The organism is Pseudomonas sp. JDS08PS003 (genome assembly GCF_045013505.1).
GTDB lineage: Bacteria > Pseudomonadota > Gammaproteobacteria > Pseudomonadales > Pseudomonadaceae > Aquipseudomonas > Aquipseudomonas protegens_B.
The window spans coordinates 1,169,699-1,194,221 of record NZ_CP120724.1; the positions used below are offsets into that span (position 1 = coordinate 1,169,699).

Here is a 24,523-nt window from a genome sequence, read left to right on the forward strand (position 1 = left end):
CAGCCGAGTGATCGGCTGCGGGCTTTTTTGTGCGCTTCAGATAGCGTTCGCCGGCAAGCCGGCTCCTACGGACCTCTGTGTAGGAGCTGGCTTGCCAGCGAAGAGGCCCTCAGGGTTTGGCCGGATACTCGCGATGCAGCACTTCCAGCAGCGCATCCTTGTCCAGCCACTGCTGGTTGATCCAGCCCTGGAATTCCTGGCGATAGGCCGTGTCCTGCTCGTAGTTCTTGCCAATGAACTGCGGCGGAATCTGCACTTCCTCAAAGCGCACCACCACATCCTTGACCCTGCCGCACAGCAGGTCCCAGAAACCGGGGCGTCCAGCGGGGTAGTGGATGGTCACATCGATGATCGATTGCAATTGCTCGCCCATGGCATCCAGGACAAAGGCGATACCGCCGGCCTTGGGTTTGAGCAGGTAGCGGAACGGCGACTGCTGCTGAGCATGCTTGCCCTCGGTGAAGCGTGTGCCTTCGACGAAGTTGAAGATCCCCACCGGGTTGTTGCGGAACTTCGCGCAGGTCTTGCGGGTGGTTTCCAGGTCCTTGCCCTTTTTCTCCGGATGCTTTTCCAGGTAGGCCTTGGAGTAGCGCTTCATGAACGGAAAGCCCAGGGCCCACCAGGCCAGGCCAATCACCGGTACCCAGATCAGCTCCTGCTTGAGGAAGAATTTCAGGGGGCGGATACGCCGGTTGAGCACGTACTGCAAGACCATGATGTCGACCCAGCTCTGGTGGTTGCTGGTGACCAGATAGGAGTGCTGGTAATCCAGGCCTTCAAGGCCGCTGAGGTGCCAGCGGGTGCGGCACACCAGCTGCATCCAGGCCTTGTTGTTGCTGATCCAGGCTTCATGGGTGTGATTCATCAACCAGTGGGTAAAGCGCTGGGTGAGGGCGAAAGGCAGGGCCTTGAAGATCGCCACGCAGAACAGGAACGAGCACAGCAGGATAGTGTTCAGCGCCAACAGGATGGAGGCGATGATCCCGCGCACTACGGCAGGTAGGAATTCCAGCATTTAGACATCCATAGGTCGGTTGGCGGCTTGAATTGCGGTCAGGGCAATGGTGTAGACGATGTCGTCCACCTGGGCGCCCCGGGGCAGGTCGTTCACAGGCTTGCGCAGGCCTTGCAGCATCGGCCCCAGGCTCACGCAGTCGGCGCTGCGTTGCACGGCCTTGTGCGTGGTGTTGCCGGTGTTGAGGTCGGGGAACACGAAGACCGTGGCCTTGCCCGCCACCTGGCTGTTGGGTGCCAGTTGCCGAGCGACGTTTTCGTTGGCCGCGGCATCGTATTGCAGGGGGCCGTCGATCAGCAGCGAGCGCTGGGCTTCATGGGCCAGCAGGGTCGCCTCGCGGACTTTCTCCACTTCTTCGCCACTGGCCGAGTCGCCGCTGGAGTAGCTGATCATGGCCACCCTTGGGGTAATGCCGAAGGCCGCTGCCGAGTCGGCACTCTGCAAGGCGATCTCCGCCAGTTCGCTGGCGCTGGGGTGTGGGTTCATCACGCAGTCGCCGTAGATCAGCACCTGCTCGGGGAACAGCATGAAGAATACCGAGGACACCAGGGTGCAGCCCGGGGCGGTCTTGATCAGTTGCAGGGCCGGACGGATGGTGTTGGCGGTGGAATGAATGACCCCCGATACCAGGCCGTCCACTTCGTCCAGGGCCAGCATCACGGTGCCGATGACCACCGGGTCTTCCAGTTGCTGCTCGGCCATGGGCGCGTTGAGGCTCTTGCTCTTGCGCAGGGCCACCATGGGCTCGATGTAGCGCTCGCGAATCAGGTCCGGGTCGAGAATCTCCAGGCCTTCCGGCAGTTCGATGCCCTGGGCCCGGGCGACCGCGTGAACCTCTTCCGGCTTGGCCAGCAGCACGCAGCGGGCAATGCCCCGAGCCTGGCAGATGGCGGCGGCCTGTACGGTCAAGGGTTCGCTGCCTTCAGGCAGGACGATACGCTTGTTGGCTTCCTGTGCCCGCTGGATCAACTGATAGCGGAACACTGCCGGCGACAGGCGCATTTCCCGCGGAGTGCCGCAGCGCTGGTGCAGCCAGTTGGCGTCCAGGTGGCTGGCGACGAAGTCGGTGATGATTTCCGCGCGCTCGCGGTCATCGATGGGGATTTCCTTGTTCAGGCCATTGAGCTGGTTGGCGGTGTCGTAGGAACCGGTGCTCACCGAAAGTACCGGCAAGCCGGCGTTCAGGGCTCCACGGCACAGCTCCATGATCCGTGGATCGGGCAGGGTGTCACTGGTCAGCAGCAGGCCGGCCAGGGGCACGCCGTTGATGGCCGCCAGGCTCACGGCGAGGATGATGTCGTCGCGATCGCCGGGGGTCACCACCAGCACGCCGGGCTTGAGCAGTTCCACGGTGTTGCGCATGGTGCGGGCGCAAATGATGATCTTGGTCATGCGCCGGGTTTCATAGTCCCCGGCATTGAGCACCTGGGCGCCCATCAGGTCCGCAACGTCACGGGTGCGCGGTGCGTTCAGTTCCGGCTGGAAGGGAATGCAGCCCAGCAGGCGGAAGTCGCCGCTGCGCAGTAACGGTGAGTGCTCCTTCAAGCGGGCGGAGAACGCCTCCATGCTTTCATCGGTACGCACCTTGTTGAGGATCACCCCCAGCACTTTCGGGTCCCGCGGCCCGCCGAACAACTGCGCTTGCAACTCGACCCGGCCGGACAGTTCGGTGAGCACTTCGTTTTCCGGAGCAGAGACCAGGATCACTTCGGCATCCAGGCTTTTGGCCAGGTGCAGGTTGACCCGGGCGGCGTAGCTGGCGCTGCGGGTTGGCACCATGCCTTCGACGATCAGTACATCCTTGCCGATGGCGGCCTGCTGGTAGAGGGTGATGATTTCCTCTAGCAGTTCATCCAGCTGGCCATCGCCGAGCATGCGTTCCACATGGGCCAGGCCCAAGGGCTGCGGTGGTTTCAGGCCGTGGGTACGGGCCACCAGTTCGGTGGACCGCTCGGGGCCGGTATCACCCGGATGCGGTTGGGCAATGGGCTTGAAAAAGCCGACCTTGAGGCCGGCCCGTTCCAGGGTACGCACCAGCCCGAGGCTGATGGAGGTCAGACCCACACCAAAATCGGTGGGCGCGATGAAAAAAGTTTGCATGCGAATTCTCAGAAGGTGCATGGCAAAGGCGACGGTCTAAGGCCGTCTGCCTGCTAGTCAGACGCTAAGGTTATCGTTTCCCGGGTCCTGAGCACACCAGCCGCAGGCAAAGGGCTGGCCTATTTTTTCTGTGCGCTGCCTTGGGTCCAGGACCCAGGCTCGGGATTGCCAGGGCGGCTGGTGGCGCAGGTGCTGGGTGTGGCCGCAGGACAGTTGCGCCACCCAGTGGCCGTCTTCATCCTGATGAAATCCCAGGATTGTCGACGGATTTTTCCCGTTCCGTTGGTCTGGGTTCCGTTCGCTTTCGAGCGATTGCTTCGCTAAACTTGGACGTTCTTCATTCTTATGCAAAAGGTCCCGCCCCATGCTGATCGCCGCCAATAAGGCTGTCTCCATCGACTATACCCTCACCAACGACGCTGGTGAGGTCATCGACAGCTCTGCCGGCGGCGCCCCGCTGGTTTACCTGCAAGGTGCAGGTAACATCATTCCTGGTCTGGAAAAGGCTCTGGAAGGCAAGCAAGTCGGTGACGAACTGAAAGTTGCCGTAGAACCTGAAGATGCCTACGGCGAATACGCCGCCGAACTGGTCAGCACCCTGAGCCGCAGCATGTTCGAAGGCGTCGACGAACTGGAAGTGGGCATGCAGTTCCACGCTTCCGCTCCGGACGGCCAGATGCAGATCGTGACCATCCGTGATCTGGACGGCGACGACGTTACCGTCGACGGCAACCACCCGCTGGCCGGTCAGCGCCTGAACTTCCAGGTCAAGATCGTTGCCATCCGTGATGCCAGCCAGGAAGAAATCGCTCATGGTCACGTCCATGGCGAAGGTGGCCATCACCACTGATTTTCTGCGCTAAGCTCAAGCTTACTGGAGAGGCGCCCGAGGGCGCCTTTTTAGTCCGCGGCTTTTGGCTGTACTGTCGAGAGGCTGTTTTCTGTAAGAACACAGGAATTTGGAGTTCGTCATGAGTGCTTTTCACGACCTTAAATTGAAAGCCCTGGATGGTCAGGAGCTGCCGCTCGCGCCCTTCAAGGGGCAAGTCGTGCTGGTGGTCAACGTCGCCTCCAAATGTGGTCTGACACCACAATATGCGGCGTTGGAAAATCTCTACCAGCAATACAAGGCCCAGGGATTCAGCGTGCTGGGGTTACCTTGCAACCAGTTCGCTGGGCAGGAACCGGGCACCGAGCAGGAGATCCAGGAATTTTGCAGCCTCAACTACGGGGTGACCTTTCCCTTGAGCAGCAAACTGGACGTGAACGGTCCCGAGCGCCATCAGTTGTACCGTTTGCTGGCGGGCGAGGGCGCCGAGTTTCCTGGGGATATCACCTGGAACTTCGAGAAATTCCTGCTGGGCAAGGACGGTCGGGTACTGGCGCGTTTCTCGCCCCGTACCGCTCCCGATGATCCGACAGTGGTCCAGGCCATCGAAAAGGCCCTGAGCTAACCACTGACGGGCACCTCTTTCACGCCGCTGCAATGCGGCGTTTTTGCATCTAAATCACTCAAATCAATAATGCTGTGCAGCGCTATGAGGGGGCAATATTATCCTCATCATAAGTGCGCCGGGGCAGGTACCCGGCGCAGTCTTGTGCGTCGAGTCTCGACTCAAGCCTTTTTGTCGGAGTGCAGCATGCCTGTTCAAGCCTTGTTCAAACCCTTTCAACTCGGCGCGCTGGAGCTGCCGACCCGCGTAGTGATGGCGCCGATGACCCGTTCGTTTTCTCCGGGCGGCGTGCCCAACTCCAAGGTCATCGAGTATTACCGCCGCCGTGCTGCTGCGGGTGTCGGCCTGATCATCACCGAGGGCACCACGGTGGGCCACCAGGCCGCCAATGGTTACCCCAATGTGCCGCAGTTCCATGGCGAGGCGGCCCTGGCCGGCTGGAAGAAGGTGGTGGATGCGGTCCACGCTGAAGGCGGCAAGATCGTTCCGCAACTGTGGCATGTGGGCAATGTGCGGCGCCTGGGCACCGAACCGGACGCCAGCGTGCCCGGTTATGGCCCGACCGAGAAGCTCAAGGACGGTAAGGTGCTGGTGCACGGCATGACCCACCAGGACATCCAGGAAGTGATCGCTGCCTTCGCCCAGGCCGCCAAGGATGCCCAGAGCATCGGCATGGACGGCGTGGAAATCCATGGCGCCCACGGCTATCTGGTGGACCAGTTCTTCTGGGAAGGCGCCAACCAGCGCACCGACGAGTACGGCGGCGACCTGGCTCAGCGCTCGCGTTTCGCCATCGAATTGATCCAGGCGGTACGGGCTGCCGTCGGCCCGGATTTCCCGATCATCCTGCGCTTCTCCCAGTGGAAGCAGCAGGACTACAGCGCACGTCTGGTGCAGACCCCGGAAGCTCTGGGCGCCTTCCTCAAGCCGCTGGCAGATGCGGGTGTGGATATCTTCCACTGTTCGACGCGACGCTTCTGGGAACCGGAGTTCGAAGGTTCCGATCTGAACCTGGCAGGCTGGACCCGCAAGCTCACCGGCAAACCCACCATTACCGTGGGCAGCGTCGGCCTGGACGGCGAGTTCCTGCAGTTCATGGTCGACACCGACAAGGTGGCGCAGCCGGCCAGCCTGGAAAACCTGTTGCAGCGTTTGAACAATGAAGAGTTCGACCTGGTGGCCGTGGGCCGTGCCTTGCTGGTGGACCCGGATTGGGCGCAGAAAGTCCGTGACGGCCGCGAACAGGACATCCTGCCGTTCAGCCGTGAAGCACTGATGTCCCTGGTTTAACGCCTGGCTCCGGGCGGTGAGGGGGGCAGCCTCCTTGCCGCGCCGAGTGCTTCTGTGGCGCTGCGTGGTTCCAGCACCGCCTCGATCATCCCTTCGTAATCCGCTGCCGGTGCTTGCTGGCAGGCACTGCGCAACTGATCCTCGAACTGTTCGATCACAGCCGGCCAGCCCTGGCGGCTGGCGTGTTGACGGGCGTTGAGGCGTACCCGGCGCAAGGTTTCCACTTCTTCCAGCAACCAGCTGGCGGCATCACAGAACGCGCCTTCATCTCCGGGCATGGCCAGCACGCCGTCATAGCCATGGCGGATATGCTGGGCGGCGGCTGCCTGATCGTAGGCCACTACCGCCAGCCCGGAAGCCAGGGCCTCGAGCACCACATTGCCGAAGGTTTCGGTGAGGCTGGGAAACAGGAACACATCCCCCGAAGCGTAATGGGCTGCCAGGGCCTCACCACGCTGACTGCCACAGAACAGGGCTTCGGGCAGGCTCTTTTCCAGGGCCGCCCGTTGCGGTCCGTCACCCACCACGATCAGTTTCATGTTCCGCTTTGGATAAGTGGCCTTGAGCTGCTCGAAGCAGCGCTTGAGCAGGCCCAGGTTCTTCTCCGGAGCCAGGCGCCCGACATGGATCACCGCCAGGTCATCGTTGCCCAGGCCCCAGCGCGTGCGCAGCTCATTGAGGCGTTTGGCCGGATGGAACAGTTGGCTGTCGACGCCCCGGGACAGCAGGGCCAGGCGTTCGAAGTGCCGACGCTCCAGTTCCAGGCGCTGGCTGGCGCTGGGCACCAGGGTCAGCTTTGAGCGGTTGTGGAACCAGCGCAGGTAATGGGTCAGCAAGCGAGTCAGCAAACCCAGGCCGTACTGGGTGGAATACTGCTGGAAGTTGGTATGGAAGCCACTGACCACCGAGATCCCCAGGCGTTTCGCCGCCCGCAGCGCGGACAGTCCCAGTGGGCCTTCGGTGGCGATGTAGAGCACGTCCGGGCGTTGGCGTTTCCAGCGCCGCAGCAGTTTGTGCATCGACGACTGGCCCCATTGCAGCCCCGGATACCCCGGCAGCGGCCAGCCGCGGCACAGCAGCAGGGCCTCGTCGCTGGGGCGGCTCTGATCACATCCCTGGCGCGGGCGCACCAGTTCCACTTGATGCCCACGGGCACGCAGGCCATCACACAGGCGACCAAGGGTATTGGCCACGCCATTGATTTCCGGTGGGAAGGTTTCAGTGATGAGGGTGATGTGCAGAGCTGTCGTCATGGCCTCAGTGTCGACTGAGGCCATGTCGTCATTGTGACGTCTGGATGATGGATTTATGACGCTCCAGCCTTATTTGGCCGGCAGGTTCTCCACCCCGCGCTCACGGACCCAGAACAGCGTCGCACCGGCCACGGCGGCCGGCATCATCAGGATATTGACGAACGGGATCATCAGCGCCAGGTAGACGATGCCGCCAAAGCCCAGGCTCTGCCAGCGCTTCTGGCGCAGCCAGGCGAGCATGTCCTGCCAGCTCATCTTGTGGTTGTCCGCCGGGTAGTCGATGTACTGGATAGCCATCATCCAGACGCCGAACAGCAGCCACAGCGGCGCGGCGATCAGGTTGACCACCGGGATCAGCGACAGGATGAACAGGCCGATGGCCCGGGGCAGGAAGTAGCCGAGCTTGCGCATTTCCCGGGACAGGGTGCGGGGGATCATGGCGATCAGTTCGCCCCAGCTGAAGGGCGGGAAATCATCGGTGCCACGGACCACAGTTTCGACTTTTTCCGATAGAAAGCCGTTGAAGGGGGCGGCGATGATGTTGGCCAGCATGGTGAAGGTGAAAAACACCATCAGCACCACCAGCACCATGAACAGCGGCCAGAGGATGTAGCTGAGAAAGCTCAGCCATTGCGGCAGGGTCGGCATCAAGGTGTCGATCCACAGGCTGAACTGGTGGCCGGCGAAATAGATCAATCCGACGAACAGCACCAGGTTGATCACCAGGGGCAGTAGCACGAACAGGCGCAGGCCGGGACTGAGGACCAGCTTCAGGCCCTCACGCAGGTATTGCGGGCCGGACAGTACGGGGGCGGGCATAGAGTGCTCCGAGCAGTTGGAAAACGCGCCGACCTTACCGGCTTTGCGCAGGGGGCGAAAGCACCGTGAACAGGTCGACATCAACGGTAACAAAGACCCTTTCAAAGGGGCCTGCTGAGGATAGAGACCGCCTATGAGCTGGATTGTTAAACCGTATTTCCTTAATCTTCGCCCCCTCTATACGCTTCACCCATTATTTTTTGGACGGGCGAGTTCAAGCCTTCCCCAAGGTTTCGCCGTCCTTTTTTATTCCAGCCGGCAATCCGGCGTTCCGCGCCAGGTCACCCGGGCCGGTCGATAGGAGTGAGTCATGTCTGAAGTACGCCATTCGCGTGTGATTATTCTCGGTTCCGGCCCTGCCGGTTACAGCGCTGCGGTCTATGCCGCCCGCGCCAACCTGAAGCCGTTGCTGATCACCGGCATGCAGGCCGGTGGCCAACTGACCACCACCACCGAAGTCGACAACTGGCCTGGCGACGTACACGGCCTGACCGGCCCGGCGCTGATGGAGCGGATGCGCGAGCACGCCGAGCGTTTCGAAACCGAAATCGTCTTCGACCATATCAATGCCGTGGACTTCGCCGCCAAGCCTTACACCCTGACCGGCGACAGCGCGACCTACACCTGCGATGCGCTGATCATCGCTACCGGCGCCAGCGCCCGTTACCTGGGACTGCCTTCGGAAGAAGCGTTCATGGGCAAGGGTGTATCGGCCTGCGCTACCTGTGACGGTTTCTTCTATCGCAACAAGCCAGTGGCTGTGGTCGGTGGCGGTAACACCGCTGTCGAAGAAGCCCTGTACCTGGCCAACATCGCCAGCACCGTGACCCTGATCCACCGTCGCGAAACCTTCCGCGCCGAGAAGATCCTGATCGACAAGCTCAACGCCCGCGTGGCCGAAGGCAAGATCATCCTCAAGCTCAACGCCAACCTGGACGAAGTCCTGGGTGACAACATGGGCGTTACCGGTGCCCGCCTGAAGAACAACGACGGCAGCTTCGACGAGCTGAAAGTCGACGGCGTGTTCATCGCCATCGGCCACACCCCGAACACCTCGCTGTTCGAAGGCCAGTTGACCCTCAAGGACGGTTACCTGGTCGTGCAGGGCGGTCGTGACGGCAACGCCACTGCCACCAGCGTCGAGGGCATCTTTGCCGCCGGCGACGTGGCCGACCACGTGTACCGTCAGGCCATCACCTCGGCCGGCGCCGGCTGCATGGCAGCACTGGACACCGAGCGTTACCTGGACGGTCTGCAGAACGCTGCACACTGATACCCAGGCCATAAAAAAACCGGCGTAAGCCGGTTTTTTTATGGGTGTTGCATTGTAGGAACCGGCTTGCCGGCGAAGAGGCCCTCGAGCCTTGCGCTGCCTATGTTGGCGCCTTCGCTGGCAAGCCAGCTCCTACAGAGTGCGGCTCAGCGGCGGGTCAGCGGTTGGGCTGCGAACTTCACCCCGGCCAGGCCGTGAGCGATCAGGGCGCGGATATTGCCGTGGTCAGTGCCTTCGGGGGTGGCCAGTACCGAGCGGTAGTGCTCGCCGAAGGCCAGCAGCGCCTCTTCGTCGCTCAGGCCTTCCAACAGGGCCAGGCCCAGGGTCTTGCACGAGCCTTCGTTCTGCCCGGCGGCGTTTTCCACGCCGCCGTTGTTGAAGGCCTGGGGCTGGTAGTCGTAACCGGCGGCGACAAAGGCCAGGGTGTCGGCAAAAGCGTGTTCACCGCTGTTCAGGCTGGCGCGCAGGGTGTTCAGATCAGTCATGGGGCTTTCCTTTGGCGAACGCCGCTTGCTGCTCGGCGCTGGCTTCTTTCTGGTAGAGATTTTTCCATTCGGCGTAGGGCATGCCGTACACCACTTCGCGGGCGTCATCGAGGCTGACCTCGATCTGGCGTTCGTCGGCCTCGGCCTTGTACCACTTGGACAGGCAGTTGCGGCAGAACCCGGCCAGGTTCATCAGGTCGATGTTCTGCACGTCCTTGCGGCTGTCCAGGTGGGCCACCAGGCGGCGAAAGGCCGCGGCTTCCAGTTCCAGGCGTTGTTGTTCGGTCATGGGTTTCTCCGGGACATTGGCAAGTGCCAAGACAGGCACTTGCCGCTGTGGCTGTTCTCTATGCGCCAGCGCGGCTGGCCGCGAGGGTGATCGATACCGATTCGGCAAAGCGCAGGGCGTGGGGTTTGTCGACTTCGACCTCGGCGTACTGCACCGAGAGGTTGCTCATCACCAGGTCCAGCAGTTCCTGGGTCAGGCGCTCCAGCAAGGCGAAGCGATTGCCTTCAACGTGGGCAATGATTGCCTTGGTGATGGTGCGGTAGTTCAGCGCGTGATCGATGTCGTTGTCGCGCACCGCATCCTGGGCGGGATACAGGATGGTCAGGTTGATCAGCACATCCTGCTTGTTGAGGATCTCTTCCTCGTTGATTCCGATATAGGTCCGCAGGAGCAGGTCCTTGACTCGGATACGAGCCATTCCTGGCTGAAGTTGTGGCATTGCTACTTGCTCCGTCCAATCAATTGCAGGAATTCCTGGCGAGTGGTGCTCGAGTCGCGAAAGGCGCCGAGCATCACCGAGGTGTGCATGGTGGAATTCTGTTTCTCGACGCCGCGCATCATCATGCACATGTGCTTGGCTTCGATCACCACCGCGACGCCCGCGGCCTGGGTCACGCTTTGCACCGCGTCGGCGATTTCCCGGGTGAGATTTTCCTGGATCTGCAGGCGCCTGGCGAACATATCGACGATCCGGGCGATCTTCGACAGCCCCAGCACCTTGCCAGTAGGAATATAAGCCACATGGGCCTTGCCGATGAAGGGCAGCAGGTGATGTTCGCACAGGGAGTACAGCTCGATGTCGGCGACTATCACCATTTCGTCGCTGTCGGAGGCGAACAGTGCGCCATTGACGATCTCTTCCACCGACTGGCTGTAGCCATGACACAGGTACTGCATGGCCTTGGCCGCGCGCTTGGGGGTATCGAGCAAACCTTCGCGCTCGGGGTCTTCACCGAGGCCCTTGAGGATCTCGCGGTAGTGTTGGGGCAGGGAAAGGCTCATGCAAGGTCCTCGTGGGGGCCGGCTTATTTGACGTGCCGCCCGCCGTTGACGGTCAAGGTGGTGCCGGTGACATAGGGGTTGTCCAGCAGATAGCGCAGGCTCTGGTAGATCACTTCGCTGCCGGGTTCGATGCCCAGCGCGGATTTGGCCAGGGCCTTGGTGCGGTACGCCGCGTCGTCGTCGGGGTTGAACAATAGCAGGGCGGGAGCGATGCCGTTGACCTTGATTGTCGGGGCGTATTTGGCCGCGAAGGACAGCGTCAGGCTGTCCAGCCCGGCTTTGCTGGCGCAGTAGGCGATGTGCTTGCTGCTGCCCTTGCGGGTCACGTCGTCGCTGATGTGGATGATGTCCGCCGGGCTCGAGCGCTGCAGCAACTGCGCGCAATGCAGGTTGATCAGGTAGGGCGCGAGCATGTGCACGTTGAACATCTGGGTAAAGGCGGCGGTTTCCTGGCCGGGGCTTTCTTCCAGCCATTGCGAGGCGTTATGGACGATGGCTCGCAGGCGATCGGTGTGGCTTTTCACTTCGCTGATCAGGGCCAGGATTCCGGCTTCGCTGGAGAAGTCGGCATGCAGCAGGATCGCACCCTTTTCCCGCAGGGTCTGCAGGCCCGGGCGGTCGCTGCGGTAAGTGACAATCACCGGCTGCCCGTCTTCCAGCAGGCGCAGTGCGCAATGCAGGCCGACACGCTGGCTGGCACCAGTGATCAGGATCGGGGCGGGGGAGGCGTTCATGGAGGGCTCGCGTCGCGGGTAGGGGAAAACTATACCAGCGGGGAAGGCCTTGTGCCTTTAGGCAAAGGGCTTCGCTGGCAAGCCAGCTCCTACACAAGCCAGCTCTTGCGCAGTATGTAGGAGCCGGCTTGCCGGCGAATCACGGATTCTGCGTCGAAGGGGCGCTCGGAAGCGGGCGGGCCGGTGTGCTGTTGAGCCAGTTGGCCAGTAGGCGGGTGGACAGCGGAATGAAGAAGTAGACCATCAATGGGGTCAAGGCCAGGGTGCTGACAAACACTCGGGGCAACAGGCTCAGGTCGCTGAGCAGGGGGCCGAGGACGAAGTTGAACAGCAGCGATACCGGGAAGAACGCCAGCCAGATGGCGACGGCCTGTTTCCAGCGCGGTGGCCGTTGCCCGGCTGCGCCGAACCAGCCATCGATACCGCTGACCCGATGTTCCGATGGGTGGGCAAACAGGTCGCTGCCCCGAGCCAGCCAGGCGGTACGCGAAGCGGAGTGTTCCCAGGTGTGCAGGGTCTGTTCGTCGGCGAAGCGGAAGATGATCTGGAATTCGTCGTCGTCAGGTGGCGGGGCCAGAACGCCGGAACCCAGATAGCCGGGAAAATCGGTGGCCAGTTGTTCGCCTTCGCGCAGCCAGGCGATCAGGTCCTGGTAACGGCCGTCGGCAACGCGCCGGGCAACCATCAGGGTGACGGGTGAGGTAGACATTATGTATCTCCGTAAAACCAATGCGCGGCCTGGGTAAGGCCGTCGCTTGACGTGGCACCGGGGTAGTGGGCCGCGCCTGAAACAAGCAAGGATTATTCCTGATTGGCGCGATGGTACCAATGACACCGGTCGGTTTTTCTCGCGCTTGAAGCATTTGCACCTGGGGGGAGTAGAATGGCCGCCACTTTGTTTATCGGTGTTTTCTCCCCAGATGCCCGTCATGACTGAACTTGCCCCCGTCGCTCCGGCTCCTGACCCCGCCCGTCAGGATGAGCTGTTTCCGATCCGTGAGGTGGCGCGCCTGACCGGAATCAACCCGGTGACCCTGCGGGCCTGGGAGCGCCGCTACGGTCTGATCCAGCCAACGCGCACCGAAAGCGGGCATCGCCTGTATTCCATGCACGATGTTGAGGCGGTGCGAGAGATTCTTGGTTGGATCGAGCGCGGTGTGGCGGTGAGCAAGGTCGGCAAGATTCTGGCCAAGAGCCGGGCGGCTCAGGCGCAGGTCAAGGCGCCGGTGGACGACGGCCTGCAAGGCGAATACGACCAGTGGCGCGATCAGTTGAAACTGGCGGTGAACGCTTTCGATGAAGAGCAACTGGAACGCCTCTACGGGCAGGTCTTCTCCAGCTACACCTTGCCGGTCGTATTCCAGGACATTTTCCTGCCGTTCTGGAAGCAACTGCTGCAGGACCGGGACACTTTCGGCCAGACCAGCGAGTGGTTGTTCCTGGATGGTTTTTTGCGGGCGCGGATCACACAAAGGCTGTTGTTGCAGCGTGCCACTCAGCGCCAGCAACTGCTGCTGACGGCGCTCAACCCGCAGTGCCGCGAACTGGAGTTGCTGGTGGCGGCGCTGATGCTCGGGCATGACCAGATCGGTGTCCGCCTGCTGGGGCCAGGAGCGCCGTTGGATGAGCTGACCCTGGTCTGCGAAAAACTCAGGCCTGTGGCCTTGGTGGTGTTCTCCAATCATGCGCCGACGGCGGAGTTGCCCAAGCGTCTCAAGCGTCTGGCGCTGACCCTGGACTGTCCGTTGATGCTAGCCGGGGATGCGGCGGACCTGGCTCAGGAAAGCTTCAGCGGTTCGCCGGTGGCGTGCCTGGGCAATGAGGGGCGCTTGATGCAGAAGCGCCTGCGGCAGTTCCTCAGCGGTCGCCTGGACACCTGAAGCCGCTGCCGCTCAGTCTCAGGCGTGCAGGGCCGGATGGGTATGGCGGTGCTGCTGGAGGATGAACTGGCGCAGGCGTTCGGTTTCTTCCGCGTCGCTCTGATCCAGGCGATAGGCGTAGAAACCGGCTTCGGTCTGGCGCTCGAAGCGCCCGTGCAGGGCAATCCGTTCATATCCCGAAGGGCTGAACCACTGGGCGAACTGCTTGGGCGGACGGGTCCGGTTGCGGATCTCCAGCAACACGCCCTTGAACGACACTTCCCGCACCCACAGGCGTCCGGGCTGGCCACGGGAGTTTTCCAGGGCCACCGGCTCTTCCAACGCTAAGCGCCAGGGCCGGATCATGGGGCCGTCCTCGAAGATGCTCGGCACCCCCAGGCGCAGATGCAGGGCATGGAACTCGTCTTCCACCAGATGCAGGGGGAAGGTCATCTGCTGATTGTCGAAGTGGGCCTGGATGGTGACCTTTTCATTGGCAGCCAGACGGGTCAGCAGGTCACGGATCTGCGAGCCGCCATTGACCAGCAGGCTCGATGTGGCATCGCGCACATTGAGCTGCGGGTTGTGCTGCATGGTCTGGATGAAGTCCAGTTCATCCTGGGTGAGGAGAGCGTCACGCTGCATGATGTTGCTCGAAGGGTGGAGGACAAATCGGCGGGGAATATCCCTACAGACCACTAAACCTGCGACTTATTAGAGCCGTCGGTCGCCTTGAGTGCGGCGAGTTCGGCTTGCACTGCGGCCAGCTGCTGCTCCAGCTGGAGCAAACGTTGCTGCGCCTTGATCTGCACGCTGACGTCTTTCTGCACACCAATGAAATAGGTCAGTTGATCGCTGTCGTTGAATACCGGGGTGATCGACAGCTCGTTCCAGAAGTGGCTGCCGTCCTTGCGATAGTTGCGCAGCACCTCGCGGCACGGCTGACCCTGGCTCAGGGCCTGGCGAATCCGTTCCAGCCCCGGCTGGTCACGGTCTCCGGACTGCAGGAAACGGCAGTCCTGATACAGCACTTCGTCGGCGCTGTAGCCGGTCAGTCGCTCGAAAGCCGGGTTCACGTAAATCACGATGTTGTCTTCGCCTTCCTGTTCCGCGACCACAATCCCGTCGTTGGAGGCGTTGATCATCTTTTGCAGCAGATGAGCGTTGATCATCCCGAAGTTCCGCTATCGATCAGCAAGTGCTGGATTCTAAGGCACGCTGGCACGCTGTCCACAGGCACTTTTGAGCTGTGCGGGGCACCAGAAGCGGGATTTTACTCCGTAGCTGGTAATATCCCAGTCTTTTAGTCAGCTTCAGGAACAGATTGATGAAAGTCGCCATCCTTTCCGGCTCGGTGTACGGCACGGCTGAAGAAGTCGCCCGGCACGCCGCCAAGCTCCTCAACGCCGCAGGTTTTGAGGCCTGGCACAACCCGCGGGCCACTCTGGCCGAGCTTCAGGCCTTCGCCCCGCAGGCGTTTCTGGCCGTGACCTCGACCACCGGCATGGGAGAGTTGCCGGACAACCTGCTGCCGCTGTATTCGAGCATTCGCGATCAGTTGCCCGCCGCCTGGCGCGGGCTGCCCGGAGCGGTGATCGGCCTGGGGGATTCCAGCTACGGCGATACCTTCTGTGGCGGTGGCGAGCAGATGCGTGAGCTGTTTGCCGAGCTGGGAGTGGAAGAAGTGCTGCCGATGCTGCGCCTGGACGCCAGCGAGAGCGTGACCCCGGAAACCGATGCCGAGCCCTGGCTGGCCGAGTTGATCAGCGCACTGCGGGGCTGACCGGCTGTTCCCGTAGCAGCGCCAGCCAGGCTTGCGCTGCCTTGGACAGATACGCGCCCTGGCGCCAGATGAAGGCAATGTCCCAGCGCAGATAGTCCGGGGCCTTCAGCGTCAGGCGCACCACCCCCGGCCGCACCAGGCCGCGGGCCACCACACTGGGCAGCAGCACCACGCCTTGACCGGCGGCCACCAGCGCCGCGAGAAAGTCCGCCTGGCCGCTGCGTCCCCCTTCCTTAGGCGTGAAGCCCACCTGCTGGCAGGCCTGGAGCAGCCGGTCGTTGAGCACAAAGCTGCGCTGATAGAGGAGGAAGGGTGTATCCGCCAGTTCTTCCAGGCGCACCTGGGCGTTCATCGCTAGGGGATGCTCGGCGGGCAACAAGGCATCCAGGGGCTCATCGCAGAAGGGTTGATAGGCAAATGCCGGGTCCTTGGGGGTCAGGCTGCCTCCCAGTTCCAGCTCACCGTTGCGCACCGCCTGTTCCACATTCAGGCTGCCCCCTTCGAGCAGTTGCACCTGGATATTCGGGTAGCGCCGGCGGTATTCGGCGAAACGGCTGGCGAACAGTGCATCGCTGCCCAGCAGCGGCAGACCCAGGCGCAGTTCACCCCGTGCCAGTTGGCTCAGGTCATCCAGTTCGCTGAGCAGTTCATGGCGCAGACGCAGCATGCCCTCGGCCCGTTGCAGCACCACGCCACCGGCGGCGGTGAGATGGATGTGCGAGCCCTGGCGCTCCAGCAGGGGCGTGCCGAGGCTCTGTTCCAGTTGCGCGATCTGCTTGCTGACCGCCGACTGGCTGATGTGCAGCGTCCTGGCCGCCTGGGTGAAACCGCCCTGGCGGATCACTTCGACGAAACTGCGCAGTTGTTTGAAATCCATGGTGGTGATTCCAGATTGGAATGGTTTCAAGTCTAACAATTCGCTTCGGTGATGCAGGGGCTTTTCATAAAATAGGCCCTTGAGAGGACTGAACCACCATGAACATTTCCACCTGCAAACGCCTGGGCCGCCTGATCTGTGAACTGGCGGTGCTGCTGGCCATTTACTTTCTCGGTTGCCAGCTGGCCATCTGGCTGCCCTGGCCGATTCCCGGCGGGGTCATCGGCCTGGCGCTGTTGCTGCTGGCCTTCGCCCTGGGCTGGGTCAAGCCGGCGGCGTTGCAACTGGGGGCCGGCCTGCTGATGGCGGAGATGCTGCTGTTCTTCATTCCGGCGCTGATGAGCTTGCTGGACTACGGCGGCCTGCTGCGTCAGGACGGCTGGCGGATTCTGCTGGTGATCGGCATCAGCACCCTGCTGGTGATGCTGGTGACCGCACTCACGGTGGAGATGGTCTGCCGCTGGAGGGTGCGCCATGAAGCTTGAACTGATGCCGATGTTCTGGCTGGCCCTGACCCTGGGGGCGTATCTGTTCAGCCGCTGGATCTATCGGCGCACCGGGCGCTACCTGCTGTCGCCGCTGATCCTGGTGCCGGCCCTGCTGTTGGCGGTTGCCGTGCCGCTGCACACCGCCTATGCCGAGTACGCCGCCAACACCCACTGGCTGATGCTGGTGCTGGGGCCGGTGACCGTCGCCTTCGCCATTCCCATCTGGCAGCAGCGGCAGTTGCTGATACGTCACTGGTCGGCCCTGTTGCTGGGCATGCTGGCGGGCAGCGCCGCGTCCATCGGCAGTTCCTTCGGCCTGGCCAAGGCCCTGGCCCTGGACAGCTCGGTGACCCTGTCCCTGGTGCCACGCTCCATCACCACGCCGTTTGCCATGCCCCTGGCCCATGACCTGGGCGGCGTGCCTGAGTTGACGGCGGTGTTCGTGATGTTCACCGGGGTGTTCGGCGCCATGCTCGGGGGTGTGCTGCTGCGCTGGCTGCCCCTGCGCAGTGCCCTGGCCCGGGGCGCGCTGTTTGGCGTCGGCGCCCACGGAGCCGGAGTCAGCCGGGCCCATGAAGTCGGTGGGGAAGAGGGTTCGGTGGCCGGTCTGGTGATGGTGCTGACCGGGTTGCTGAACCTGTTCGCCGCCCCTTTGCTGGCGTCGGTGCTTTGACGTAAAGCCGCGGGCCAGAGCCTGTTTGCCGGCTGACCCGCTCGGTCATCAAGCTGGCTGCCAATGCAACTCCGCAGCCGACGCGGGCTGTCTAGACTCTGAGGGTTCTCTCATCCAATAAGAACCATCACCGAGGTCCTTGCCGTGAGCCTAGCCCCCGTTCAATCGACACCGAGTGTAAAAAACCAAGTCAGCGCCATCGAGTGGCAAACCCGCCTGGATCTCGCCGCCTGCTACCGCCTGGTGGCCATGCATGGCTGGGACGACCTGATCTTCACCCACATCTCCGCCAAGGTACCGGGAACCGAAGACTTCCTGATCAACCCGTTCGGCATGATGTTCCACGAGATCACCGCCTCGAGCCTGGTGAAGGTCGACCAGGCCGGTAACAAGCTGATGGACAGCCCCTACGAGATCAACCCGGCGGGCTACACCATTCACAGTGCCGTGCACGCGGTGCGCCACGATGTGCTCTGTGTGCTGCATACCCATACTGCCGCAGGGGTCGCGGTGTCGGCGCAGAAGCAGGGCGTGCTGCCCATCAGCCAACAGTCGCTGTTCGTGCTGTCGAGCCTGGGCCATCACCCTTATGAAGGCGTGGCCCTGAACCCCGAAGAGAAAGAGCGGCTGCAGGCCGACCTGGGGGACAACAGCTTTCTGCTGCTGCACAACCATGGCTTGCTGACCTGCGGCGCCAGCATCGCCGACACCTTCCTGATGATGTTCACCTTCCAGCGTGCCTGCGAGATCCAGGTGCTGGCGCAGAATGGCGGCGCCGAGCTGATCAGCATTCCCGCGTCGATCCTGGCCGGGGCCAAGGCGATGATCGCCGGGGTCACCCGCAGTGCCCAGGGCATGGGGGGCGTACTGGCCTGGCCGGCCCTGTTGCGCAAACTCGATCAACTCGACCCGGGTTATAAAGTCTGATGCCTATCGCCGAGATTCCTCTTTGTGTCTGGCGCAAGCACGGCAAGGACTTTGTGTTTCGCGGCCAGCACATTCGTTACTGGGTGGCGGGGCAGGGCGAACCGCTGCTGTTGATCCATGGATTCCCCACGGCCAGTTGGGACTGGCATTACCTGTGGCAACCCCTGGCGCGGCGCTATCAGGTGATCGCCTGCGACATGCTCGGCTTCGGCGATTCGGCCAAGCCTCTGGACCACGAGTACAGCCTGCTGGAGCAGGCCGACTTGCAGCAGGCGCTGCTGGCTCATTTGCGGATCCAGGAGCCGCTGCACCTGCTGGCCCATGACTACGGCGACAGCGTCGCCCAGGAACTGCTGGCCCGGCATTACGAAGAGCGGATCGAAATCGCCAGCTGCGTGTTCCTCAATGGCGGTCTGTTTCCGGAAACCCATCGCCCGGTGCTGACCCAGAAGCTGTTGCTCAGCCCTGTGGGCTGGATGCTCGGGCGGGTGTTCAGCCGCCAGGGGCTGGCGAACAGTTTCCGGCAGATCTTCGGCCCCCAGACGCGCCCCAGCGAGTCGGTCCTGGATGATTTCTGGAGCCTGGTGCAAAGCAACAACGGGCCGCGCATCCTGCACAAGTTGATCGCTTACATCCCCGAGCGGCGGGCCCAGCGCGAGCGTTGGGTCGGCGCCATGCAACGCGGCGAGGTGCCGCTACGGGTGATCGATGGCGCCCAGGACCCGATTTCCGGGGCGCACATGGTGGAGCGCTATCGTCAGTTGATCGCCGAGCCGGACACGGTGCTGCTGCCGGGTATCGGCCATTACCCACAGATTGAAGCGCCGTTGCCGGTGCTCAAGCATTACCTGGGGTTTCGCGACAGGTTGCTCGCGCCGCCACGCCAGGCAGTGGGCTCCTGAGCGCCAGGGCCACTGTGTGGCCCAAGGCAGGGGCGCGGTCTTGAGCGGGCGGGGCGATTATCCCGCTGTCTTATTGGGCACCATTCAGGCCCGGACGTTTTTATTGTGACCGCCGGCCGCCTGCCTGACACTCGAAGGATTGTCCATTGGCCCTGCTGGAGTTCGGTATGAGTGAGTCTGTGCGCTTGGAAGACAAAGTGGTGATCATCACCGGAGCCGGCGGAGGCTTGGGGCGGGCCCATGCGTTGCTGTTTGCCAAACATGGGGCCAAGGTGCTGGTCAACGACCTGGGGGGCTCGGCCCAGGGCGAGGGCGCCAGTGCCTCGGCCGCGGATCGGGTGGTGGCGCAGATCCGCGAGGCCGGGGGCATCGCCGAGGCCAACCATGACTCGGTGACCGATGGCGAAAAGATCGTGCAGAACGCCCTGGATGTGTTTGGCCGGGTCGATGTGGTGGTCAACAACGCTGGCATCCTGCGGGACAAGACCTTCCACAAGATGGAGGACACCGATTGGGACCTGGTGTACCGGGTGCATGTGGAAGGGGCCTACAAAGTCACTCGCGCCGCCTGGCCGCACCTGCGGGACCAGGCGTATGGACGGGTGATCTTCACCGCCTCCACCTCGGGCATCTACGGCAACTTCGGCCAGTCCAACTACGGCATGGCCAAGCTGGGCCTGTATGGCCTGACCCGGACCCTGGCGATCGAGGGGCGCAAGAACAATATCCTGGTTAACGCCATTGCCCCTACCGGTGGCACGCGCATGACCGAAGGCCTGATTCCGCCTCAGGTGTTCGAGCAGCTCAAGCCGGAACTGGTGAGCCCGCTGGTGGTGTACCTGGGCAGCGAGCAGTGCGAGGAAACCTCCGGCCTGTTCGAGGTAGGCGGCGGCTGGATCGGCAAGGTGCGTTGGGAGCGCAGCCTGGGCGCCGGTTTCGATCCGCACCAGGGCTTTTCGCCGGAAGATGTGGCGGCCCACTGGCAGCAGATCTGCGATTTCGAGGGGGCGTCCCACCCCAAGGACAACATCGAAGCGCTGAAAGAGATGATGCAGAATCTGCAAAAGTACGCACTCTGACTTCCATCCGGGGAGGTCTTGCGGTCCGGTGATCGGCGCCCTGCGTTGCTGATCACCGGGCGGTCTTTCCAGGCTTGAAAATAGCCGGTCAATGACGCATCGGGCCTTGAGCCCCGGCGGTTGTACTCCTGCAGCGTTCGTCTCTATGCTCGACGGTTACCGAACGAACAAGGAGCGCTTGATATGTACGAGTCAAAGGACCAGCCGGTATTGTCGAGATTGCTGTTTATCCGACGCTTATGTGTTCACGGCCTGGTGGTTCTGGCCCTGATCATCTTTTCGGTTTTGCTGGGTATCAGCGGTCTGCTGTACTTCGAACAGGACATTTCCTTTCACGACGCCTTGTATGACGCAGCCATGATCCTTGGCGGCATCGGGCCCATCAACATGCCGCAAACCCCTGGCGGCAAACTGTTTTTTGCCACGTACGGGCTTTATACCAATCTGGTTTTTGCCGCCACCCTGGGCTTGATCCTGTCACCGGTGGCGCACCGTCTGCTGCACAAGTTTCATTACGATGAAAGTGATGACGACCGCCTGTAAGTGCAACTTGGCTTTTATATTCCAGGCATAAAAAAGGCCGCTGCAAGAGCAGCGGCCAAAGTAAGACGTTAGATCAAGGAGCTACAAAATCAACGTCGGTGAACCTGGGGTAGCGGCCTGAACTGAAGCCCTTCAAGCCTGCTGGAAATCTGTTTCGGGAAACGGCCGCCGGGCGCTTTGCGCGGCAGTGGCGTGGCGCTGTTTGCCGTGACTGCGAGGCAAGAATAAGCCCTGGCGTGACCTGGAAAAATAGCGATTCAGGACAAGGACTGTTACAGCATGAGCAACAGTCAAGAGGGGGCGCAGCACCTGTATCGATGCACTTGATGGGCTCGTATCCAGCCCGTGGATACGCCTCTGAGCGGCCCCCGTGGCAAGGGCACTCATCCTTTCGGGCGACAACTCGAATACCTCCTTGGTGCGCTTATCGGCCGTGGTACCCCGGCAGTAGGGTGAGCCTCCTGTCACTCACCGGGGAAGACGCATGACAAGAACAACAATGCGCGCCATCTTCAAACCGCAGGCGCTGGCCGTCGCGGTGGCGTTGGGCTGTAGCTCCCAGGCTCAAGCGGTCTCGTTCAACATCGGAGAAATCGAAGGGCAGTTCGACTCGTCGTTATCGGTCGGCGCCAGTTGGGGCATGCGCGATGCCGACCGGGCGTTCGTCGGTACGGTCAACGGCGGCACCGCGCAGTCTTCCACCGGCGACGATGGCCGCTTGAACTTCAAGAAGGGCGAGACCTTCTCGAAGATCTTCAAGGGCCTGCACGACCTTGAGCTCAAGTACGGCGACACCGGCGTCTTCGTTCGCGGCAAGTACTGGTACGACTTCGAACTCAAGGACGAAGACCGCGAGTTCAAACCCATCAGCGACCACAACCGCAAGGAGGGCGCCAAGTCCTCGGGGGCGCAGATTCTCGACGCCTTCGTCTACCACAACTACTCCATTGCCAACCTGCCGGGTACCGTGCGCGCCGGCAAGCAGGTGGTCAGCTGGGGCGAAAGCACCTTCATCGGCAACTCCATCAACAGCATCAACCCGGTGGACGTCTCGGCCTTTCGCCGCCCCGGGGCCGAGATCAAGGAAGGTCTGGTGCCGGTGAACATGCTGTTCGCTTCCCAGGGCCTGACCAACCAGTTGACTGTGGAAGGCTTCTATCAGTTGGAGTGGGACCAGACCGTGGTGGACAACTGCGGGACCTTCTTCGGCAACGATGTGGTGGCCGATGGCTGTACCACCGGCTACACCGTCGGCAGCCCGGCGATCGCACCGTTGCAACCGGTGGCAGCGGCCTTCGGCCAGGGCTTTCAGGTAACCCGCGAGGGGGTGATCCTGCCCCGCGGCGGTGACCGCGACGCCCGGGACTCCGGGCAGTGGGGTGCGGCCCTGCGCTGGCTCGGCGACGACACCGAGTACGGCTTGTACTTCATGAACTACCACGCGCGCAGCCCGGTGGTGAGTACCACCACGGCCAACATCAGCCCGGCCACCTTGGGGGCTATCGGCGCCGCGGGAGCCGCGGCCGCTCCCACTGTTCCCGGCGCGGGGGCCAGCCTGGTGCAAAGCGTGATGCTCGGCCGTGGCCAGTACTACCTCGAATACCCGGAGGACATCCGCCTGTATGGCGCCAGCTTCTCCACCACCTTGCCCACGGGCACTGCCTGGACCGGCGAGATCAGCTACCGGCCCAATGCCCCGGTGCAGGTCAACACCAACGACCTGACCCTGGCCCTGCTCAACCCCATCGCCGGGGGCGCGGCTTCACCGATCAAGACCGCCATGGGCGCCGACAACACTGGCTACCGGCGCAAGGAAATCACCCAGATCCAGAGCACCATGACCCAGTTCTTCGATCAGGTGCTGGGGGCCGATCGCCTGACCCTGGTGGGCGAAGCGGCGATCGTCCGGGTCGGTGGCCTGGAGGACAAAAGCAAGCTGCGCTACGGCCGTGATTCGGTCTACGGCCAGTACGGCTATGGCGGCGACACCGACGGGTTTGTCACCGCCACCTCATGGGGCTATCGCGCCCGGGCCATCCTCGACTACAGCAACGTGATCGGCGGGATCAACTTCAAGCCCAATCTGTCCTGGTCCCATGACGTCAACGGCTATGGCCCCAACGGCTTGTTCAACCAGGGCGCCAAGGCCCTCAGCGTTGGCGTCGATGCCGATTACCGCAACACCTACACCGCCAGCCTCAGCTACACCGACTTCTTTGGCGGGCGCTACAACACCCTTACCGACCGGGATTTTCTCGCGTTGAGCTTTGGCGTGAACTTCTGAATCGGCTCAAGAAGGAGAACTTGAATGCGCAAGATGATTCTGCAATGCAGCGCCCTGGCACTCGGCCTGTGGGCGGCCAACCTGATGGCCGCAGTGAGTCCGGAAGAAGCCGCCAAGCTGGGCACCAGCCTGACTCCCGTGGGGGCGGAAAAGGCCGGCAACGCCGATGGCTCGATTCCGGCCTGGACCGGCGGCATCCCGAAGAACGCCGGGGCAGTGGACAGCAAGGGCTTTCTCGCCGACCCCTTCGCCACTGAAAAGCCGCTGTTCATCATCACCGCGGCCACAGCGGACAAGTACCAGGACAAGCTTTCCGCAGGGCAGTTGGCGATGTTCAAACGCTACCCGGACAGCTACCGGATTCCGGTCTATCCCACCCATCGCAGCGTCGGCCTGCCACCGGAGATCTACGAATCGGCCAAGCGCAGCGCGCTGAACGTGACCACCACCAACGACGGCAACGGGTTGGCCAATTTCACGGGCAACCGCTACTACGCCTTCCCGATTCCGAAGAACGGCATCGAGGTGCTGTGGAACCACCTGACCCGCTATCACGGCGGCAACCAGAAACGCATCATCACCCAGGCCACCCCCCAGACCAACGGCAGCTACACCTCGATCCGCTTTGAAGAGGAAGTGGCGGCGCCCCAACTGATCCCCGACCTGGACCCGGCCAAGGGGGCCAACGTGCAGAACTTCTTCAAGCAGTCGGTGACCGCTCCGGCGCGGCTGGCGGGTAACGTACTGCTGGTCCATGAAACCCTGGATCAGGTCAAGGAGCCCCGTTCGGCCTGGATCTACAACGCCGGGCAGCGCCGTGTGCGCCGCGCCCCACAAGTGGCCTACGACGGTCCGGGGACCGCGGCCGACGGGCTGCGGACTTCGGACAACTTCGACATGTTTTCCGGAGCGCCCGATCGTTATGACTGGAAACTGGTGGGCAAGAAGGAGATGTACATCCCCTACAACAGCTACAAGCTGGACTCCCCGAGCCTCAAGTACGACGACATCATCAAGGCTGGGCACATCAACCAGGACCTGACCCGTTACGAACTGCACCGGGTCTGGGAAGTGGTGGGCACGGTCAAGCCCAACCAGCGGCATATCTATGCCACCCGGCACATGTACATCGACGAGGACAGCTGGCAGGTGGCGCTGGTGGATCACTACGACGGTCGTGGCCAACTGTGGCGAGTGGCCGAAGGGCACGCGCAGTATTACTACGACCATCAGGTTCCGGCCTACACCCTGGAAGCCCTGTATGACCTTAACGCTGGTCGCTACCTGGCCCTGGGCATGAAGAACGAGGAAAAGCACAGCCTGGAGTTCGGCTTTGCCGCCAAGGCTGCCGACTACACACCGGCCGCGTTGCGCGCCAGCGGGGTGCGCTAGGC

Annotated in this window: 28 protein-coding genes; 14 read left to right on the top strand and 14 right to left on the bottom strand. The window is 62.4% G+C overall.

Annotated features, from left to right (window positions below):
• Positions 1-109: 109 nt before the first annotated feature.
• Genes P7C00_RS05255 through P7C00_RS05265 form a run of 3 tightly spaced genes read right to left on the bottom strand, consistent with a single transcriptional unit; the run spans position 110 to position 3,511 of the window.
• Positions 110-1,015: an acyltransferase gene (locus P7C00_RS05255; protein WP_346633611.1), complete on the bottom strand. Its 906-nt coding sequence runs from the start codon at positions 1,013-1,015 to the stop codon at positions 110-112.
• Positions 1,016-3,115, bottom strand: a complete 2,100-nt coding sequence (gene pta / locus P7C00_RS05260) for a phosphate acetyltransferase (RefSeq protein WP_346633610.1) — start codon at positions 3,113-3,115, stop codon at positions 1,016-1,018.
• Between the two features lie 57 nt (positions 3,116-3,172).
• Positions 3,173-3,511, bottom strand: coding sequence for a DUF3565 domain-containing protein (locus tag P7C00_RS05265; RefSeq protein ID WP_346633609.1), 339 nt, complete (start codon positions 3,509-3,511; stop codon positions 3,173-3,175).
• Between P7C00_RS05265 and P7C00_RS05270 the strand changes: the two genes are divergently transcribed.
• The 3 genes from P7C00_RS05270 to P7C00_RS05280 all read left to right on the top strand — a co-directional run bounded on the left by P7C00_RS05270 (position 3,480) and on the right by P7C00_RS05280 (position 5,859).
• Positions 3,480-3,965, top strand: coding sequence for a peptidylprolyl isomerase (locus P7C00_RS05270; RefSeq protein WP_123727481.1), 486 nt, complete (start codon positions 3,480-3,482; stop codon positions 3,963-3,965). The two genes, P7C00_RS05265 and P7C00_RS05270, sit on opposite strands and share 32 nt — an antisense overlap.
• Before the next feature lie 121 nt (positions 3,966-4,086).
• Positions 4,087-4,569, top strand: a complete 483-nt coding sequence (locus tag P7C00_RS05275; protein ID WP_102861170.1) for a glutathione peroxidase — start codon at positions 4,087-4,089, stop codon at positions 4,567-4,569.
• A gap of 186 nt (positions 4,570-4,755) precedes the next feature.
• Entirely contained in the window at positions 4,756-5,859 is a 1,104-nt protein-coding gene (locus P7C00_RS05280; RefSeq protein ID WP_402890618.1) for an NADH:flavin oxidoreductase, read from the top strand.
• Here P7C00_RS05280 and P7C00_RS05285 read toward each other — a convergent pair.
• A complete protein-coding gene (locus P7C00_RS05285; protein WP_404938240.1) occupies positions 5,856-7,136 on the bottom strand; it encodes a glycosyltransferase family 4 protein in 1,281 nt (426 codons plus the stop codon). The two genes, P7C00_RS05280 and P7C00_RS05285, sit on opposite strands and share 4 nt — an antisense overlap.
• A 45-nt stretch (positions 7,137-7,181) precedes the next feature.
• The gene (gene cysZ / locus P7C00_RS05290; protein ID WP_346633606.1) at positions 7,182-7,931 is read right to left on the bottom strand and encodes a sulfate transporter CysZ; all 750 of its coding nucleotides are present in this window, start codon (positions 7,929-7,931) and stop codon (positions 7,182-7,184) included.
• Between the two features lie 310 nt (positions 7,932-8,241).
• Between cysZ and trxB the strand changes: the two genes are divergently transcribed.
• Positions 8,242-9,204 carry a thioredoxin-disulfide reductase gene (gene trxB, locus P7C00_RS05295; protein ID WP_060837566.1) on the top strand — a complete coding sequence of 321 codons (963 nt, stop codon included), beginning with the start codon at positions 8,242-8,244 and terminating at the stop codon, positions 9,202-9,204.
• Between the two features lie 146 nt (positions 9,205-9,350).
• Here the strand turns inward: trxB and P7C00_RS05300 are convergent, their stop codons facing one another.
• The 6 genes from P7C00_RS05300 to P7C00_RS05325 form a co-directional block, all read right to left on the bottom strand.
• Positions 9,351-9,689 carry a HopJ type III effector protein gene (locus tag P7C00_RS05300; protein ID WP_346633605.1) on the bottom strand — a complete coding sequence of 113 codons (339 nt, stop codon included), beginning with the start codon at positions 9,687-9,689 and terminating at the stop codon, positions 9,351-9,353.
• Positions 9,682-9,978, bottom strand: coding sequence for a DUF1244 domain-containing protein (locus P7C00_RS05305; protein ID WP_007929830.1), 297 nt, complete (start codon positions 9,976-9,978; stop codon positions 9,682-9,684). Before P7C00_RS05305 ends, P7C00_RS05300 begins: the two co-directional genes overlap by 8 nt.
• Before the next feature lie 58 nt (positions 9,979-10,036).
• Positions 10,037-10,417, bottom strand: coding sequence for a dihydroneopterin triphosphate 2'-epimerase (gene folX, locus P7C00_RS05310; protein ID WP_404938241.1), 381 nt, complete (start codon positions 10,415-10,417; stop codon positions 10,037-10,039).
• Between the two features lie 2 nt (positions 10,418-10,419).
• On the bottom strand, positions 10,420-10,980 hold the full coding sequence (gene folE / locus P7C00_RS05315) for a GTP cyclohydrolase I FolE (RefSeq protein ID WP_346633603.1): 561 nt from the start codon (positions 10,978-10,980) through the stop codon (positions 10,420-10,422).
• A 23-nt stretch (positions 10,981-11,003) separates the two neighbouring features.
• The gene (gene folM / locus P7C00_RS05320; protein WP_404938242.1) at positions 11,004-11,714 is read right to left on the bottom strand and encodes a dihydromonapterin reductase; all 711 of its coding nucleotides are present in this window, start codon (positions 11,712-11,714) and stop codon (positions 11,004-11,006) included.
• 139 nt (positions 11,715-11,853) lie between these two features.
• Positions 11,854-12,423 carry an antibiotic biosynthesis monooxygenase gene (locus tag P7C00_RS05325; RefSeq protein ID WP_346633601.1) on the bottom strand — a complete coding sequence of 190 codons (570 nt, stop codon included), beginning with the start codon at positions 12,421-12,423 and terminating at the stop codon, positions 11,854-11,856.
• Between the two features lie 211 nt (positions 12,424-12,634).
• On the opposite strand from P7C00_RS05325, the gene P7C00_RS05330 reads away from it, so the two are divergent.
• Positions 12,635-13,594 (top strand): MerR family transcriptional regulator, encoded by a 960-nt coding sequence (locus P7C00_RS05330; RefSeq protein ID WP_404938243.1) that lies wholly within the window; start codon positions 12,635-12,637, stop codon positions 13,592-13,594.
• Between the two features lie 18 nt (positions 13,595-13,612).
• Here the strand turns inward: P7C00_RS05330 and P7C00_RS05335 are convergent, their stop codons facing one another.
• Both P7C00_RS05335 and P7C00_RS05340 read right to left on the bottom strand, forming a co-directional pair.
• A complete protein-coding gene (locus P7C00_RS05335) occupies positions 13,613-14,218 on the bottom strand; it encodes a hypothetical protein (protein WP_346633599.1) in 606 nt (201 codons plus the stop codon).
• A 53-nt stretch (positions 14,219-14,271) separates the two neighbouring features.
• Positions 14,272-14,745: a PAS domain-containing protein gene (locus tag P7C00_RS05340; protein WP_317071491.1), complete on the bottom strand. Its 474-nt coding sequence runs from the start codon at positions 14,743-14,745 to the stop codon at positions 14,272-14,274.
• Positions 14,746-14,900: 155 nt separating this feature from the next.
• Between P7C00_RS05340 and P7C00_RS05345 the strand changes: the two genes are divergently transcribed.
• On the top strand, positions 14,901-15,356 hold the full coding sequence (locus tag P7C00_RS05345; RefSeq protein ID WP_346633598.1) for a flavodoxin: 456 nt from the start codon (positions 14,901-14,903) through the stop codon (positions 15,354-15,356).
• Here the strand turns inward: P7C00_RS05345 and P7C00_RS05350 are convergent.
• A complete protein-coding gene (locus tag P7C00_RS05350; RefSeq protein WP_346633597.1) occupies positions 15,337-16,233 on the bottom strand; it encodes a LysR family transcriptional regulator in 897 nt (298 codons plus the stop codon). The genes P7C00_RS05345 and P7C00_RS05350 overlap by 20 nt on opposite strands.
• Before the next feature lie 98 nt (positions 16,234-16,331).
• Between P7C00_RS05350 and P7C00_RS05355 the strand changes: the two genes are divergently transcribed.
• The 8 genes from P7C00_RS05355 (at position 16,332) to P7C00_RS05390 (ending at position 24,521) form a co-directional block, all read left to right on the top strand.
• Positions 16,332-16,718 carry a CidA/LrgA family protein gene (locus P7C00_RS05355; protein WP_404938244.1) on the top strand — a complete coding sequence of 129 codons (387 nt, stop codon included), beginning with the start codon at positions 16,332-16,334 and terminating at the stop codon, positions 16,716-16,718.
• Positions 16,708-17,394, top strand: a complete 687-nt coding sequence (locus tag P7C00_RS05360; protein ID WP_346633595.1) for an LrgB family protein — start codon at positions 16,708-16,710, stop codon at positions 17,392-17,394. The genes P7C00_RS05355 and P7C00_RS05360 overlap by 11 nt, the downstream gene beginning before the upstream one ends.
• 144 nt (positions 17,395-17,538) lie before the next feature.
• Positions 17,539-18,321, top strand: a complete 783-nt coding sequence (locus P7C00_RS05365) for a class II aldolase/adducin family protein (protein WP_346633594.1) — start codon at positions 17,539-17,541, stop codon at positions 18,319-18,321.
• Positions 18,321-19,223, top strand: coding sequence for an alpha/beta hydrolase (locus P7C00_RS05370; protein ID WP_346633593.1), 903 nt, complete (start codon positions 18,321-18,323; stop codon positions 19,221-19,223). Before P7C00_RS05365 ends, P7C00_RS05370 begins: the two co-directional genes overlap by 1 nt.
• Positions 19,224-19,390: 167 nt before the next feature.
• Complete coding sequence (locus P7C00_RS05375) at positions 19,391-20,302, top strand: SDR family oxidoreductase (RefSeq protein WP_346633592.1); 912 nt, start codon at positions 19,391-19,393, stop codon at positions 20,300-20,302.
• A gap of 183 nt (positions 20,303-20,485) precedes the next feature.
• Entirely contained in the window at positions 20,486-20,845 is a 360-nt protein-coding gene (locus P7C00_RS05380) for a hypothetical protein (protein ID WP_346633591.1), read from the top strand.
• A gap of 484 nt (positions 20,846-21,329) precedes the next feature.
• Positions 21,330-23,129, top strand: coding sequence for a DUF1302 domain-containing protein (locus tag P7C00_RS05385; protein ID WP_346633590.1), 1,800 nt, complete (start codon positions 21,330-21,332; stop codon positions 23,127-23,129).
• 24 nt (positions 23,130-23,153) lie between these two features.
• Positions 23,154-24,521 (top strand): DUF1329 domain-containing protein, encoded by a 1,368-nt coding sequence (locus P7C00_RS05390; RefSeq protein ID WP_346633589.1) that lies wholly within the window; start codon positions 23,154-23,156, stop codon positions 24,519-24,521.
• Positions 24,522-24,523: the final 2 nt, after the last annotated feature.